The 14,448-nt window shown below is 69.9% G+C and carries 17 protein-coding genes and 1 pseudogene; 8 read left to right on the top strand and 10 right to left on the bottom strand.

Annotation, left to right across the window (positions count from 1 at the left end; genetic code table 11):
- Nucleotides 1-9 precede the first annotated feature (9 nt).
- Nucleotides 10-993, bottom strand: a complete 984-nt coding sequence (locus N5875_RS03195) for a TIGR03557 family F420-dependent LLM class oxidoreductase (protein ID WP_338491686.1) — start codon at nucleotides 991-993, stop codon at nucleotides 10-12.
- Nucleotides 994-1,154: 161 nt separating this feature from the next.
- Here N5875_RS03195 and N5875_RS03190 point away from each other — a divergent pair, with 161 nt between their 5' ends.
- Complete coding sequence (locus N5875_RS03190; protein ID WP_318211962.1) at nucleotides 1,155-1,376, top strand: DUF6479 family protein; 222 nt, start codon at nucleotides 1,155-1,157, stop codon at nucleotides 1,374-1,376.
- Between the two features lie 250 nt (nucleotides 1,377-1,626).
- On the opposite strand, the gene N5875_RS03185 is transcribed toward N5875_RS03190, so the two are convergent.
- Together N5875_RS03185 and N5875_RS03180 are read right to left on the bottom strand one after the other, a co-directional pair.
- A complete protein-coding gene (locus tag N5875_RS03185) occupies nucleotides 1,627-2,325 on the bottom strand; it encodes a DUF6766 family protein (protein WP_318211961.1) in 699 nt (232 codons plus the stop codon).
- 81 nt (nucleotides 2,326-2,406) lie between these two features.
- Nucleotides 2,407-2,778, bottom strand: a complete 372-nt coding sequence (locus N5875_RS03180) for a hypothetical protein (RefSeq protein WP_318212034.1) — start codon at nucleotides 2,776-2,778, stop codon at nucleotides 2,407-2,409.
- Between the two features lie 362 nt (nucleotides 2,779-3,140).
- On the opposite strand from N5875_RS03180, the gene N5875_RS03175 reads away from it, so the two are divergent.
- Nucleotides 3,141-3,929 (top strand): VOC family protein, encoded by a 789-nt coding sequence (locus N5875_RS03175; protein ID WP_338491684.1) that lies wholly within the window; start codon nucleotides 3,141-3,143, stop codon nucleotides 3,927-3,929.
- Between the two features lie 161 nt (nucleotides 3,930-4,090).
- On the opposite strand, the gene N5875_RS03170 is transcribed toward N5875_RS03175, so the two are convergent.
- Nucleotides 4,091-4,267 carry a CsbD family protein gene (locus N5875_RS03170; protein ID WP_318211959.1) on the bottom strand — a complete coding sequence of 59 codons (177 nt, stop codon included), beginning with the start codon at nucleotides 4,265-4,267 and terminating at the stop codon, nucleotides 4,091-4,093.
- Between the two features lie 183 nt (nucleotides 4,268-4,450).
- A pseudogene (locus N5875_RS03165) lies at nucleotides 4,451-4,570 on the bottom strand (Rieske 2Fe-2S domain-containing protein); the annotation flags it as partial.
- Between the two features lie 466 nt (nucleotides 4,571-5,036).
- Between N5875_RS03165 and N5875_RS03160 the strand changes: the two are divergent.
- A complete protein-coding gene (locus N5875_RS03160; protein ID WP_318211958.1) occupies nucleotides 5,037-5,411 on the top strand; it encodes a VOC family protein in 375 nt (124 codons plus the stop codon).
- Nucleotides 5,412-5,480: 69 nt separating this feature from the next.
- Here the strand turns inward: N5875_RS03160 and N5875_RS03155 are convergent, their stop codons facing one another.
- Nucleotides 5,481-7,910 (bottom strand): PEP/pyruvate-binding domain-containing protein, encoded by a 2,430-nt coding sequence (locus tag N5875_RS03155; protein WP_338491683.1) that lies wholly within the window; start codon nucleotides 7,908-7,910, stop codon nucleotides 5,481-5,483.
- Between the two features lie 73 nt (nucleotides 7,911-7,983).
- On the opposite strand from N5875_RS03155, the gene N5875_RS03150 reads away from it, so the two are divergent.
- Nucleotides 7,984-8,592, top strand: coding sequence for a TetR family transcriptional regulator C-terminal domain-containing protein (locus N5875_RS03150; RefSeq protein ID WP_338491682.1), 609 nt, complete (start codon nucleotides 7,984-7,986; stop codon nucleotides 8,590-8,592).
- 101 nt (nucleotides 8,593-8,693) lie between these two features.
- Here the strand turns inward: N5875_RS03150 and N5875_RS03145 are convergent, their stop codons facing one another.
- From N5875_RS03145 to N5875_RS03135, 3 genes are all read right to left on the bottom strand, one after another.
- Nucleotides 8,694-8,996 carry a DUF6221 family protein gene (locus N5875_RS03145; RefSeq protein WP_318211955.1) on the bottom strand — a complete coding sequence of 101 codons (303 nt, stop codon included), beginning with the start codon at nucleotides 8,994-8,996 and terminating at the stop codon, nucleotides 8,694-8,696.
- Nucleotides 8,997-9,140: 144 nt separating this feature from the next.
- Nucleotides 9,141-9,416 (bottom strand): hypothetical protein, encoded by a 276-nt coding sequence (locus N5875_RS03140; RefSeq protein ID WP_338491681.1) that lies wholly within the window; start codon nucleotides 9,414-9,416, stop codon nucleotides 9,141-9,143.
- Between the two features lie 167 nt (nucleotides 9,417-9,583).
- Nucleotides 9,584-10,135, bottom strand: coding sequence for a DUF5959 family protein (locus N5875_RS03135; protein ID WP_338491680.1), 552 nt, complete (start codon nucleotides 10,133-10,135; stop codon nucleotides 9,584-9,586).
- A 212-nt stretch (nucleotides 10,136-10,347) separates the two neighbouring features.
- Between N5875_RS03135 and N5875_RS03130 the strand changes: the two genes are divergently transcribed.
- From N5875_RS03130 to N5875_RS03120, 3 genes are all read left to right on the top strand, one after another.
- Nucleotides 10,348-10,839, top strand: a complete 492-nt coding sequence (locus N5875_RS03130) for a hypothetical protein (protein WP_318211952.1) — start codon at nucleotides 10,348-10,350, stop codon at nucleotides 10,837-10,839.
- The gene (locus N5875_RS03125) at nucleotides 10,839-11,363 is read left to right on the top strand and encodes a GNAT family N-acetyltransferase (protein WP_338491677.1); all 525 of its coding nucleotides are present in this window, start codon (nucleotides 10,839-10,841) and stop codon (nucleotides 11,361-11,363) included. Before N5875_RS03130 ends, N5875_RS03125 begins: the two co-directional genes overlap by 1 nt.
- Nucleotides 11,364-11,448: 85 nt before the next feature.
- On the top strand, nucleotides 11,449-11,667 hold the full coding sequence (locus tag N5875_RS03120) for a dodecin (protein ID WP_338491675.1): 219 nt from the start codon (nucleotides 11,449-11,451) through the stop codon (nucleotides 11,665-11,667).
- 86 nt (nucleotides 11,668-11,753) lie between these two features.
- Here the strand turns inward: N5875_RS03120 and N5875_RS03115 are convergent, their stop codons facing one another.
- Nucleotides 11,754-12,794, bottom strand: coding sequence for a vWA domain-containing protein (locus tag N5875_RS03115; RefSeq protein ID WP_338491674.1), 1,041 nt, complete (start codon nucleotides 12,792-12,794; stop codon nucleotides 11,754-11,756).
- 293 nt (nucleotides 12,795-13,087) lie between these two features.
- Here N5875_RS03115 and N5875_RS03110 point away from each other — a divergent pair, with 293 nt between their 5' ends.
- Nucleotides 13,088-14,335 carry an extracellular solute-binding protein gene (locus tag N5875_RS03110; RefSeq protein ID WP_318211948.1) on the top strand — a complete coding sequence of 416 codons (1,248 nt, stop codon included), beginning with the start codon at nucleotides 13,088-13,090 and terminating at the stop codon, nucleotides 14,333-14,335.
- The last annotated feature ends 113 nt before the right edge of the window (nucleotides 14,336-14,448 follow it).

Here is a 14,448-nt window from a genome sequence, read left to right as displayed (position 1 = left end):
GGGCCGAGCTCATGGAGACCGCCCCCCGAGGGAGGCGCGGAGTACGGGCAGGAGCGTCGTCTCCGCCCAGCGGAGGAAGGGCATCTGGTGCGCACCGCCGATCTCCACGAGGGCGAGGTCGGTGAATCCGGCCTCGGCGAAGCGGCGGACCGCGTCCACGACGGCGTCGACGTCATCCCCGCAGGGGATGCTGTCCGCCACGTCTTCGAGGCGCGTCCGCTCGGTCGCTGCGGCGAAACCGGAGGGTAGGGGCAGTTCGGCGTTGAGGCGCCAGCCGCCGAGCGCCCAGCGGAACTGGTCGTGGGCCCGCGACACCGCCGCCGACCGGTCGGAGCCGTAACAGATGGGCAGCTGTCCGATCCGGGGCTTGCCCGCGCCGCCGTGCGCGTCGAAGGCGTCGAGGAGTGCACGCTTCGGTTCGGTGGCGATCACCAGATCGCCGCGGCGCCCCGCAAGTTCGCAGGAGCGGGGGCCCGACACGGCGATACCGACGGGCGGTGGAGTGTCGGGGACGTCCCACAGCTTGGCGTTGGCGACCTGGAAGTGGCGGCCGTGACGTGTCACGTACTCCCCGGTGAACAGGGCGTGGATGATCTCGGCGGCCTCGTCGAGCATGCCGAGGCGGACGCGGGCCGACGGCCAGCCCTCGCCGACGATGTGTTCGTTGAGGTTCTCGCCCGAGCCGAGGCCGAGCCGGAAACGGCCTTCCGACAGCAGCTGCACGGTCGCCGCCTTCTGCGCGACGACCGCGGGGTGGTAGCGGAAGGTCGGGCAGGTCACGAAGCTCATCAGCGGGATGCGGGAGGTGGCCTGCGCGGCTGCACCGAGGACGCTCCACGCGTACGGGGCATGCCCTTGCTCGTCCAGCCAGGGGAACGAGTGGTCGGAGATCACGGAGAAGTCGAACCCGACCCGTTCGGCCTCGACCACGTGTTCCACCAGCTCACGCGGGCCGGCCTGCTCGGTCATCATCGTGTATCCGATGTGCATCATGTCCGGCGACTAGCCGCACCTGGCGTCCCTGAAACGTGCTGTGGGGCCACTGCGGCTGCTGCCGTGCGAGGTGGTGTGGCTCCACGTGCGAGGGGTACCCGCAGGGAGGATCCCGGCGCGGACGGGTGGATTGCCGCGCCCCCTCGACAGGAAGGGCGATCATGTCCCACTCCGACCTCTTCCCCTCCATGGCGGCCGCTGCCGCCCCCTCACTGTGGCTGATCCTGGTTGGTGTCGTGATCGCTGCCGTGCTGATCGCCGCGGTCTGGTGGGGGATCCGTCGGGTGGCACGCCGCCGGCGCCCGACGAGTGTCACGACCGGGCCGGCATCGGAGGCACGGCAGGACTCGTGGCGGACGCCGGAGGACGGGCCCGACCGCTGAGGGAGAGCCGTCCAGGTGATTCAGAGGGTGTCGGCCGCCGTGCGGAGGTCGGCGACGAGGCCCGGCGCCGCCTCGGAGCCGGCTCCACCCTCACTGCTGTCGGGCATCGTGCACCTCCACGGCTCGGGCGTGTCGTTCGCGCCGAAGGCGGCTGCCCGCCGGTCACGGTGGCGAAACGGGAGTGGCCGGGGCTGCAGCCACGTCCACGCCGCCTGTGCCTGCTACCGACGCCTGGATCACCCGGCCCGCGTCATCCTTCGACGCCGGTGGCGTCGTGCGTGGCCCCGACGGGCTTGGACTCGGGGGAGCCGCGCTGGCGGAGGTAGACGGAGAGGACGGCCATCGCCGCCACGGCCAGGAGCTCCGACTGCCAGTTCTGCAGGGACCGGTTCCAGAAGTCGGCGGAGGCGAGGTACGAGTGCCAGGTGACCGGTGCCTGGAGCTGCCGCAGCCGCAGTTCGTTGAAGGCGGCCACACCGGAGATCGACTGCGCCAGCCAGGAAAGCAGGAAGAAGACGGACATGGCCAGGCCGAGCGACCGGGAGTAGACGGCCTGCCGCCAGTCCTTCGTGCCCGCCCAGCGGGGTGAGTCCGCTCGGGCGTGGTCACCCATGCGCTGTTCGCGTTCGCTCTCCGTGCCCGCCTTGTGCAGTGGCTTGGACTCCGGGGAGCCGCGCTGGAGCAGGTAGACCGTGCCGAAGACGTAGAGGAAGAACTGCAGGAACTCCGACTGCCAGTTCTCGGTGACGTCGACGGCGAAGTCCGAGGACATCAGGTAGTCGCCGAGCCCGATCTGCTGAAGTCCTTCGAGGGCGAGCTGTTCGTTGAACTCCGCCCGCCCGGCGACGGCCTGAGCGCCGAGCACCACCAGGAAGGCTGCTCCGAAGCCGAGGGTGAGGCTGTTCGACCGCCAGAAGCCGGGGCCGCTCCGGGCCCGCTGGGCGGTCACCGGTGCATCGCCCCGATCGTGGTGAAGTAGGCGAGGCCCCCCACGATGGTCAGTACGCAGACGGCGAACAGCGTTCTCATGTCACGTCCCCTTCAGGGCGCAGCGGTACGGGGTGTCGCGCCCCGGCTCCGGTACGCATCCGGCGGCAGTGACCCGCCACCCTTTGTCGAACTGGGACAGGAACAGGGTCTCGTTCCGTAGGCGGAGCAGCGCCTGCCTGCCGTAGACGTCGACGCTCCGCACGCTTCCGCCCGCCGGCAGATCCTGCGAGGGCAGTGCCCGCGCGCACGGCTGCTTCTCGTCCTCTTCGAGCTGTTCGCGGCTCTCGGGGGCCAGCAGGTCGCATGCCGCGCCGTAGTCGCCGGAGGTGAGGGCTTCCTCGAAGGTTCGGCCTGCGCGGGTCGCTCCGTCCTGGCGTGCCTGCGGCGCGCCACAGGCGCACAGGACAACCACAGCGGTCAACGTTCCGAAGAGTTGTGGGGCTCTCACTCTCCTCCTCCGGCCGAACCGTCGTGGCGACGACGCCGGACTCGCGGCGCCGGGTTCCACATGTTCCCTTCCGGACGGCCGCAGCAACGCTCGCAAGGCCGAATGCTCACAGACCTCACCTGTTCGAGTAGCCCGACGTGGCTCCGGAGAACGCCTACGCTGAAATCGAGGCCTTCAGCGGAATCGGAGGACACCATGATCGTCCCCGGCTTCATCCTCGTGGTCATCGGCGCCGTACTCCGGCTCACGGACGGGGGCGGTCGGTCGCGAAGTCGGCGGACGCCGTCACTCCTGGTAGTCGGCAGCGGCGGGCGCGGGTGACGGCCATGTCGACATCGAGCCACGAGATCGCCGGGGCCCCCTGCTGGGTCAGCCTGATGGCCCGGGACATGGATTCCGCACAGCGCTTCTACAGCGGCGTACTCGACTGGGAGTTCAGGCCCAGTCGCCTCGGCGCCGGATTCGCGGTCGCCCTCCACGAAGGCGCTCCCGTGGCGGGCATCGGAGCACTTGCCGAGCGCTTCGGCATAGCGGTGGCCTGGACTCCGTACTTCGCCGTCACCGACGCCGATGTCACAGCCGCCCGGATCCGGGAACGCGGGGCCACCATGGCCGTGGGCCCCCTTGCCTTCGGAACCGGTCGGGCCGGCCTGGCCGCCGACCCCGCCGGGGCCGTCTTCGGCTTCTGGGAGGGCGCCGTCGTGCCGGACTGGTCGGTGGGCCGTGGCGGCGCCCCGGCCTGGCTGGAGCTGCGTACACGTGACGTCTTCGCGGCCTCGATCTTCTACGGAGAGGTCCTGGACTGGTCGGGGGAGCGGCCCGGCTGCTGCGTGGCCTCCTACGAGCACGACCACGTCGTTCTGCGCCACGGACACGACACCGTCGCCCGTATCAGCGGCGGGGCGCCCGAAGAAGTGCCGGACCCCCAGGTCCGCCCCCGCTGGCACACGTACTTTCCCGTGCCGGACCTGGAGGAGGCCATCGAGACCGCCAACCGTACGGGAGGGAGGGTCACCTCTCCCGTACGCACGTCCCGCATGAGCCGGTCGGTCGACCTCGCCGACCCCGAGGGAGCCGGGTTCACGGTGGTCGCGCCGCAGGACACGTCGGCCTGAGGAAGGATCAGAGTCCGGCCCGACGGTCGCGATCCGCCACCACAGCGGAGGCCCACCGCGATCACCACGGCGTACGCGGAAACGGCCCCGGGCGTTGCCGCCGGGGCCGAGCCGTCACGGAGCCGTCCTCGTGGTTGTCTGCGACACGAGGGAGGACCGGGTCAGGACTTTCGCTTGCCCTTCATCCTGTCCGTGGCCTTCGACACCATTTCCTCGGCCTCGCCACGCGCCTGCTCGGCGCGTCCCTCCGCCTGCATGCGCTTGTCGTCCATCGCGTTGCCCGCGGTCTCCTTGACCTTGCCCTTGACCTGCTTGGCCTTGCCCTTTGCCTTGCTCATCACGCTGTTCTCCACTTCTGATGGCCCCCGACCACCACCATGCGTCCGGTCCGAGCAGCCCGCAATGTGTGATGGACCGCCCGGTTCGCGACGCTGATGCGGTGGGCCACGGGCCGATGCCGGCCGTGGTTTCCCTCGGGGCGCGAGGGCGTGGCGGAGCGCCCCTCCCAGGGGGTGAACCGGTCAGAGTTCGTCGGGGTCGTGGCGTTCCAGTGGGCTCAGTGCCGGTACCTGGAGGATTTCGCCGTCGATGCCGAAGCGGGAGCCGTGGCAGGGGCATTCCCAGGTCCGCTCGGCGTTGTTGGGGCGAGAACGGCCCATACCGTGGGTGGGGGGCGACGGATCGGTTTGTGTCGTACGGCCGGGCGTCATCCTTCCGTGCGGAATCCATGAACGGACAGGTCCCGGCACGCGATGGGTGTCCCACCCGCATCCTCGGGTAGCCGCAGGGTACGGATCAGGTCGTCCGTTCCGCCCGGCATCGCACCCGACTGGAGGGCCCGTGAGAGGCATCGCCCAGCGCCTGCCTTTGGACGGCCGTACCGTCGTGGTCACGTGTGCGGCCCGCACGGAGTTGCCGCGCCTCGCCGCGTCGGAGCCGTTCGAGTCGACGGGCCCCCTGGGGGCGGGAGAGGCCGTGCCGACACCGAGTACGGCCGCCCTCCATGAGGAGGCCGATCCGTGTTCCGCGTAGATCGGGTTCCTTGTACTCCTTGTACTCCTTGTCTTCGTCGTATTCCTCGTATTCCGCTCACGAAGGGTAGGGACAATGATCCGGAAACTGCAGGCGGTCGCGCTGGACTGCGCCGATCCCGTACGGCTCGCACAGTTCTACGCGGACCTGCTCGGCGGCCGGGTCGTCGCCGACCCGAAGGAGCCCGACTGGGTCGAGGTGCACGGGTTCGAAGGAACGCCGCTGGCCTTTCAGCGGGCGGACGGCTACCGGCCTCCCGAGTGGCCCGGCCAGCAGCGAGGGCAGCAGCTCCACCTGGACTTCGACGTGGACGACCTCGACGCCGAGGAGGAGCGGGCGCTCGCGCTGGGCGCGACCGTGCTGGAGCGGACGGACCACCTTCGGCCGGAGGCCAACTGGCGGGTCTACGCGGACCCGGCAGGCCATCCGTTCTGCCTCTGCCTCCACTGACCCGTGACGGGTCGGCCGACGGCAGACGGCACGGCCGACCCGGGCGGCGCCGGAACGGGGAACGGCAGCTCAACGATCCAGGGTCACCCTGCCCGCAGCACCGTCCACGGTGATCAGCTCTCCGTCGCGGATGCGTGTCGTGGCGTTCGGGACGCAGATCACGGCCGGGATGCCGTACTCACGGGCGACCGTCGGGCCGTGCGCCATCACCGCACCGGTCTCCGTGACGAGCCCGCCGGCCGTGAGGAACAGCGGGGTCCATCCCGGGTCGGTCGTCGGGGCGACGAGGATCTCGCCGGGTTCGATGGACGCGTCGGAGGGGTCGTGGACCACGCGAGCGCGGCCGGTGACCCGGCCGGATGCCGCGCCGACACCGGTGAGCGTGCGGTCGTCGGACGGCGGGGCCGGCAGGAGCGTCTCCACGTCCGTACCGTCCGAGAGGAGGGCGACCGGGACCGTGCGGCGGCGCAGTTCGCGCGCGTGGTCCGTGCGCCGGGCGGCGATCGTGTCGCGCAGGTCGGCGCCGGTCTCGACCACCGTGCGCAGCTCGGGGAGTTCGAGGAACATGACGTCGTCGGGGCGGTCGACGATCCGCTCGGCGTGCAGTTCCGCGCCGATCAGGAGGAGGCGGCGGCGCCGGTCGCGCAGGGCGTACAGACCGGCGAACTTGCCCGCCTCCCGCAGTCCGGTCAACTCCCGCGCGCGGCGGAGGAAGAACCCGGCCAGTCGGCCGCGCAGCGCCCGCTTGCGGCGGGCCCGCCCGGCGAGTTCGGCGAGCATCGACTCCGCCCGGTCCCCGGCTCGGGCGAAGCGGCGGTCCGGGGCCTGTTCGGGGTCGGTGACGCGCAGGCAGTTGGCGAGCATCGTGAACACCGGTGTCGGGTCCTCGGCCCAGCGTGGCACGCCGACGTCGACCTCGGCCGCCGAACGAGTGCCGTAGCTCTCAAGAAAGGCCGTGAGGCCGAAGTCCGGGAGCGCCCCTGCCAGTTGGGCGTCGGCAAGCTGCGCCGGAGGGGTGGTGAGGAGCATCTCACGGTACGGCTCCGCGCTCCGGGCCACGTCCCACAGCGCCAGGTCCATCTCGATCGTGACGTTGTACGGCATACCACCGAGCACCGTGTGGATCTCGTCCTCGCTGGCGACGCCCTTGAGTAGCGGCGGCAGGGCGGCGCAGACAGCGATTCCGCTGACCACCGGCCAGATGATCGCATCGACGCGGGTGCTCGACTCCGCATCCCGCTCGACCAGGTCCAGGAGTTCCGCGGCGGTGGCCGGATCGGTGACCGGCAGCCGGCGGAGGCGTTCGATCTCGCCGAAGACGCGGGCCCGCGCCCGCGCCGGACGGGCCAGCGCACCGAGGATGCCGGCGGCTGCCTTCGGCGCGGTCTTCAAGGCGGCGGCATTGCGCTTACGGGGAGCCTTCCGCGGCGCGAACCGCGGGTCGTCCAGGAGGTGTTCCACGACCTTCTGCGCACGTGGCCCGAAATCGACCGCCATGAGCTTGACCAGCCGTTGCCGCGTCGAGGGGTCGCGCAGCGCGTCGGTCAGGTCGCCGTACAGCCGCCCGCCGATATCGACGATCTCGACCGTGAGGCCGACCGCGGCAAGCATGCCCGCCAGCATCGACTTCAGTGTCGACATGCCCATGGGGGTGGCGGGCTGAAGCATCCCCTGCACGTGGCCGAACTCGACGTACAGCCGCGGGCCCGGCTTGTCGCTCGGCGGGGGCACGGGAAAGAGGGTGGTGATCGGGCGCGCCTGCAGCAGCCACAGCTTTCCGTCGCGGCCGAAGGCCCACTCGATGTCCTGCTCCGCGCCGAGCAGGTCCCTGATCCGCTCACCGACCCCGCGCAGCTCTTCGAGGCGGGCCGGGGAGAGGCAGCCGCGTTCGGAGACCTGCGTGCCGTCCAGTACGTAGTGGTCCGCCGCCTCCTTCCCGTCCACGACCGCCGTCCCCAGTCCCGGGGCGGCGTCGACCACGCTCGCGCTGCGCGAGCCGGTCAGCGGGTCGGCGGTGAACAAGACGCCGGCGACGTCGGCGTCGACCATGCGCTGTACGACGACAGCCATACGGACACGGTCGTGCGGGATGCCGTTGGCCTCGCGGTAGGTGGTCGCACGGTCGCTGTGCAGCGAGTCCCAGCAGGCTTCGATCGCCGCGATCAGCGCCTCGCCGCCGGTGACCCCCAGGTACGTGTCCTGCTGACCCGCGAAGCTTGCGTGCGGCAGATCCTCGGCGGTGGCGCTGGAACGCACTGCGACCGGCCCGCCGCCGAGGCGTTCGTACGCCGCGAGCACCTCGGCGCGCGGCACCTTCCCGCTCGCGTACGCCGTGGTCGTGAGGCAGAAGCCGTCCGGTACGCGCTCGCCGAGGCGGATCAGCCCGGCAAGCCCGGCAGCCTTCCCGCCCACCAGGTCCTGTTGTCCTCCGCTGTCGATCGCCGCCAGCTCGAGCAGGTTCATGCCGACCACCTCCTTCGTGCCGACCACGTTCGCCATGACCGACCCCACCGTTTTCCAATACGACTGCAATGTACATCATGGCAATACGAGTGCAATGTAAAGTGGTCTCATGCCGCGCAAGGTCGATCACCGTGAACGCCGAGAGCTGCTCGCCGACGCACTGATGCGGCTTGCCGCAACAGAAGGACTGGAGGGCGTGAGCCTGCGCCAGGTGGCGGCCGAGGCCGGCGTCTCGACCGGGATGGTGCAGCACTACTTCCGCACCAAGGACGCAATGATGACGTTCGCGCTCGGCATGGTCGCGGACCGGATCCGCGCCCGCTCCGAGGAGGCCGCACTGCCGGCCGCACCACGCGAGGTCGTCCGCAGCGTGCTGCTCCAGATCCTGCCGCTCGACGACACCCGGCGACTCGAGGGCCACGTCGGCCTCGCGTTCCTCGCGTACGCCGCGGTGAAACCCGCGATCCGCACAGAGGTGCGCGAGGGCGCGGCAGGGATGCGCGGGTTCATCGCACAGCAGCTGCGGACGGCCGGAGCGCACGGTATCGACCCCGACATCGGGGCGATCACCCTGATGGCGCTCGTCGACGGCCTCGGCATGCAGCTGCTGTCAGGTCAGTACGCCGACGAGGACGCGGTCGCCGCGCTGGACGTCCAACTCGCCCTCCTCTTCGACGCGCCCGCACCCCCAAGGCACTCAAGTGACGTCCCCGCATGACGCACCCGACACCTGAGGGCCTGAGGGCCTGAGGACCTGAGGACCTGGGGGCCTGAGGACCTGGGGGCCTGAGGACCTGAGGACCGCCCGGACTCTCCGTTTCAGGGACGTCGGGGGTAGTCAGGGTGATCGGCGTAGGGTGACGCGAGGTCGAGCAGGTCGTCGCATGGCCAGGTCTCACCGTCGTACTGGCAGTCGTCGCGGTTGTCCCACGGCAGTTCGGGGTCGCCCGTGGCGGGACTGAGCACATGGCGGGCGAGTACACGTCGCTTGGCCTCGACCTCCCGCAGGAGGCGAGCAGGGTCGTGCAGCGCACAGCTATCGCCGTCGCCGTCGCAGTGTCGGGCCAACTCGGCCTCCTCGTCCAGCCGTTCGTGGAGGAACGTCGCCAGGTCTTGACTCATGGGGTCATCCTGGACGATGCGCCGAGCCTGGTCGCCTGATTTCCATGGCGCGGGCAAGCGTCGGCCGACTGTCAGCCCTCAGGCAGGTGACATCACCGCTGCCCTGAAGGGGAGGGGCTCCATGCCTACCCTGCGTGAGCCCCGTCACGGCATCCCTTGGAGTGAATCCGGGGCGCGCCGGCTCACCCGCCGCCCTGCGGGCGAGCCTACGGAACCGACTGCATCCACGAACACGCCTGCGTCCGCTGCCCGGTCCTGATCGTCGCGGCGGACGAGAAGCCCCGTCTCGAAGAGATCCGCGACAACCTCAAGGACAGGATCGCCGAAGCCGAACGCGAAGGATGGTTCGGCGAAGTCGAAGGACTGTCCACCAGCCTCGCCGGCACCGAAGACAAGATCACCCAGATCGAAGCCCAGCAAGAGAAGGAGCAGTCGCCCGTCTTCCTGGGCCTGCCTAGGCTCTCCCAGCTGGGCGAAGCCAACGAGTAGCCGCCACGGGCGAAGGGGCCACATAAGCGGCCTGCTGCGCCGGTCACGGTCGGCGTGGGTCGCTGGGGTTGCGGCACTCCGCTGCTGTACCGAGGCAGCTACCGCAATGCGGTCGGGTGCACGTGCTTCCAAGCCTCGCGGATTCCATGGAGCAGCGCACGTTGTTCTTCGATCCAACCGCGGTTCACTTCCAGGCTGATGGCCACCCGTGTTGTCTGCTGGTCGGCGACCGTGACAGTGATCTGGTCCTGGTCATCTTCCCGGTGCACGAGCTGGATGCCGATCTCGGCTACTCGGGCGTGCTCGCGCCAAACCGCGTCCCGGCCGGCCTCGACCTCGTCCAGCACGTGCTCCCAGGGAGCGAGGTCGTACGGCTCGACGTAGGTGCGGGTGACTCCGGCCACGAAGTCGTTGTGCACCATCAGCTCGCCGCTGGTGTCGGGGATGCCGGGTGCTGCGGATTCATCGAGTTCGATAGCCACGCTGCCGCCGTACTTGCCAGTCACCCGAAGCAGAGTGAACCGCTCACGATCTTCCATGTCTTGCCCCCGGGGTGTTCGCTCTCCAGCATTGTTGCCGTGCAGCGTACGGGCGCCGCGGCCGGGTGACGGCGTGAGGTCGGCGGAGCGGTTGTGGGCTGGAGCTGTCATGGGGCGAGAGATCATGGCCCCGTATGCTGGCTCCGCGCATTCGGGCAGGTTGTGAGCCTGCCCGTTGAGCCCGAATTGAGGCCAGGCTCAGCCGATGCCGATGCCGATGCCGATGCCGATGCCGATGCCGATGCCGATGCCGATGCCGATGCCGAGCGCGCTCTTGAGCCACGGCGTCGGGGTGCCGCCTGCCACCTTCTAGGCTGGGCCGCGTGACAGCCGACAACCACCGGCCCCTGGCCGTCTTCGACCTCGACAACACGCTCGCCGCGACCGCCCACCGCCAGCAGTTCCTGGAGCGGCGACCCAAGGACTGGGACGCCTTCTTCGCGGCGGCGCCCGAGGATCCGCCGCTGGACGAGGGGATCGCGCTGTGCCGCGAGGCGGCCGAGGAGTGCGACGTCGTCTACCTGACCGGGCGCCCGGAGCGCTGCCGCCGGGACACCCTGGCCTGGCTTGCCGCGCAGGGCCTCCCGGAGGGGCCGGTCCACATGCGCCGCAACCGGGACTTCCGCCCGGCCCGGGTGACCAAGGTGGAGATCCTTCGTCGGCTCGGCGCCGACCGTGCGATCAGGATGCTCGTCGACGACGACCTGCTGGTCTGCGACGCGGCCGAGGCTGCCGGGTTCCCCGTCGTACGCGCCCGGTGGGCGACCCCGTCCCAGGAGCTCAGGGACGCCCAGGAGAAGGAGGGCCGGACGTGATGAGCGCGGATCCGTGCTCCGTGGCACCGACGGTCGTCCGGCTGGACGCCTACGACCGGTCCGAGATCTTCGGGGACGCCGCCGATCCGTTCGGGGTCGACGCATGGGGTCTGGTCTGGCTGCCCAAGGAGCACCACTTCGGGATCAGGGCGGACGGGCGGCTCCTCGCCCACGCGGGGCTCCTCGTCCTTCCGCTGTCGGTCGGTGGGAGCCGGATGGACGTGGTGGGCCTCGGCGGCGTCGCCGTCGCCCCGGACCAGCGGGGCCGCGGGCTCGCCGCGCAGGTGGTGGGCGGGGCCCTCGAACACGCGCGAACGCTGGGGCCCGAGTTCGCGCTGCTGTTCTGTCGCCCGGACGTCTCCGGTCTCTACGCGCGACTCGGCTGGAGCGAGGTGGACGGTGACGTGGAAGTGGAACAGCCCGACGGCCCCGCGACGATGCCCCTGCGGACGATGTGGTTCCCGCTCCGAAGGGGCAGCCGGTGGCCGGAGGGGCCGGTCCGGCTGCATTCCTGCCCGATGTGACGCAGGAGCGTGGCGCACCTCGACTCGCGGCGGTCTCCGGTTCCGTGCAGTGTGGATGGAGTCGGAACGCGAAGGAGAGGCCGCCATGGGAGATCACGTCTACCGCGTCACGGAGATCGTCGGGTCGTCCTCGGAGGGCGTCGACACCGCCATCCGGAACGGGATCACCCGCGCCTGCGAAACGCTGCGCTCGGTCGACTGGTTCGAGGTCACGGAGATCCGCGGTCACGTCGAGGACGGGCAGGTCGCCCACTTCCAGGTGGGGATGAAGGTCGGATTCCGGCTCGAAGAGCCGGGCGCCTAGGGCCTGTCCGGCGGATCTGACCGGACCGGTCCCAGGCACGCCCGGTGCCTGGGACCGTGCCGGGCTGCGGCACACGGCAGAGACCGTCAGAGCATCAGCAGCAGCCGCGTGTTCGGTACGAGCTTCCGGTTCACGCTGGTGCTCTGCACGAAGATCGTGAAGTCGTCGTTGTGGTCCGGCCGGACGCGGGCCTCCGCGTCCGGCAGCCCGAGCAGGGCCCGGGCCTCGGGCCCCGTGTACACCCGGTCGGTCTTCTTCTCCAGCACGGCGATCTGCTTCTTCGCCTGGACCTTCTCCGACTTGCTCAGCTGGTAGAACGCGCCCCCGGCGCGGTAGGTGTGCCCGGATTCCACGACCCAGTCCCGGATGGCCGCGTCGCGGGCCACCGGGATCAGGCGGTACCCCGAGGGATTCACCGGAGCGAGGCCGGCCGCCTTGACGGTGGCCGAGTTCACCGCGTCCGCCCCCGTGGAGAACACCGCCCGCGAGCCCCTGATGCCCTTGGTGCGGCCCACCATGAACTTCTCGGTGGCCTCCTGGATGACCTGCCCGGCCTCCTCCAGTCCCTGGGTGCTGGTGGCGTCCCAGATGGCGACGTTGTCCTTCGGGAAGCCGCTCTGGATGGCCTCGCGCTTGCCCATCTGGTCCGGTACGAGGACGGCCAGCGTCCAGTTGTCCTGCTGCGTCTCGATCATCCGGGCCACGGCCTCGACGAGCGCACGCGGGTCCTTCGTGGGGGCGTCGGGGCAGCGATGGCTCGCGTTCTCCTGGCCGTCGGTGAGCACGAAGGTCAGGAAGCTGTGGTCGCCGTACAGCTGGGCCGTCTGCGCGAGCTCCCGCTGCGACTTCAGCGCGGCCGCGAGCAGGGCCGTCATGCCACCGACCCGGTACAGCTGCTTCAGCGACGGCATCCGCAGGACGTCCTTGTCGTAGATGACGCACTCCACCTTGTCGGCGAAGACGTACACCGTGACGCGGGTCTCCTGGTCGAGTTCCTTCGACCGGCGGGCGAGATAGGCGATCTGCTGGTCGGCGACGTCGACGACCTTGCGGCTCAGGTGCGACATGGACGAGCTGGCATCCAGCACGAGAGCGACGTGGTTGATGTAGTTCTGGGTTCCGGACATGGCAACTCCCCCTGGGTTTTCAAGCGTTCCGACCCGATGGACCTACCGTCTCACCCAGCACTGACAATCGAACGTTTGTCGCTTTCAAAAGTGACTGACAGGTAATTACCGTCGGTAACGGAACAGATGGGGCGACCGTGACGTGCAACGGGATGGTCAAGGACTTGACCATCCCGTTGGTCCAGACCAGAATCCAGGCCACATACCCGCGCGAACACCCCGTTCGGTCCCCCCATGTCGGGTCAGCTCCCCATGCCGCACGATCCTGTGCTGAACCGCAGAAGGTGACCTACGTGAAGAACCGCCATCTGGCCTGCCCCCTGGCAGCCGCCACAGCTCTCGCCCTCGCCGGCTGCGGGATGCTCCCGGGCGGCGGCGGGACGAAGACCGTCAACATCTGGCTCATGCGGGACAGCGTCAGCGAGGACTTCCTCAACCGCTTCACCGAGGCGTACGAGGAGGAGCACGACGGCATCGAACTCCAGGTCACCGTCCAGGACTGGACCGGCATCGGGAAGAAGGTCACCGAGGCCATCCAGGGCTCCGGCGGACCCGATGTCATCGAGGTCGGCAACACCCAGGTCGCCCAGTACGCCGACACCGAGAAGCTCTTCGACCTCACCCTGGAGTCGGTCCGCGACCTCGGCAGCGAGGACTGGCTGCCCGGTCTCGCCGAGCCCGGCAGCATCGGCGGATCCCAGTACGGCATTCCCTGGTACGCGGCGAACCGCATCGTCATCTACAACAAGGACCTGTTCGCCGACGCCGGCATCGACAAGCCGCCGGCCACCCGTGCCCAGTGGCTCTCCGACACCGAGAAGCTCAACAGCAAGGGCTCCCAGGGCATCTACCTCGCCGGGCAGGACTGGTACACCCTCGCCGGATTCATCTGGGACGAGGGCGGCGAACTCGCCACCGACAAGGGCGGCGAGTGGACCGGCGCGCTCACCAGCCCGGCGGCCCAGCGCGGCATGAAGTACTACAAGGAGCTCCAGTCCCTCGGCTCCGGCCCGAAGGACGCCGACGAGCAGAACCCGCCACAGGCCGACGTCTTCGCCAAGGGTGACGTGGCCCAGCTCATCGCCACGCCCAGCGCCGTCGCCGCGATCCTCAAGGCCAACCCCGGCCTCAAGAACAAGCTCGGCTACTTCCCGATACCCGGTGCGACGGAGGACCGGCCCTGTGCCGTCTTCACCGGCGGCTCCGACCTCATCATCCCGGAGAACGCACCCCAGCGCGGCGCCGCCCTCGACGTCGTCAAGGAGCTCGCCGGCGAGAAGTGGCAGACCGAACTCGCCCGCGCCATGGGCTACGTGCCCAACAAGAAGGGTCTCGCCTCCGTCGTCGCCGGCCAGGAGGCGACCGCCGTCATGGCCAAGGGCGCCGCGCGCGGACGCGCCACCCCCAACTCCCCGCAGTGGGCCGACGTCGAGGCCGACAACCCCATCAAGCCCTACATGACGGCCGTCCTCCAGGGCGAGGACCCGATGAAGGCCGCCAAGCTGGCCTCGGCCGAGATCACGGACACCCTCGCCGAATAGCATTCAGCGCCTCCACACCCGCGGGCCCCCGGACGGTCATGTCGAATCCAGTCGGTCACGGAAGAAGTAAGGGGCCGGGCCACCGCTCACACGGTCCGGCGCCGCCCCTTCCC

Source organism: Streptomyces sp. SJL17-4, assembly GCF_036826855.1.
GTDB lineage: Bacteria > Actinomycetota > Actinomycetes > Streptomycetales > Streptomycetaceae > Streptomyces.
This window is presented reverse-complemented; position numbering and strand designations above follow the sequence as displayed.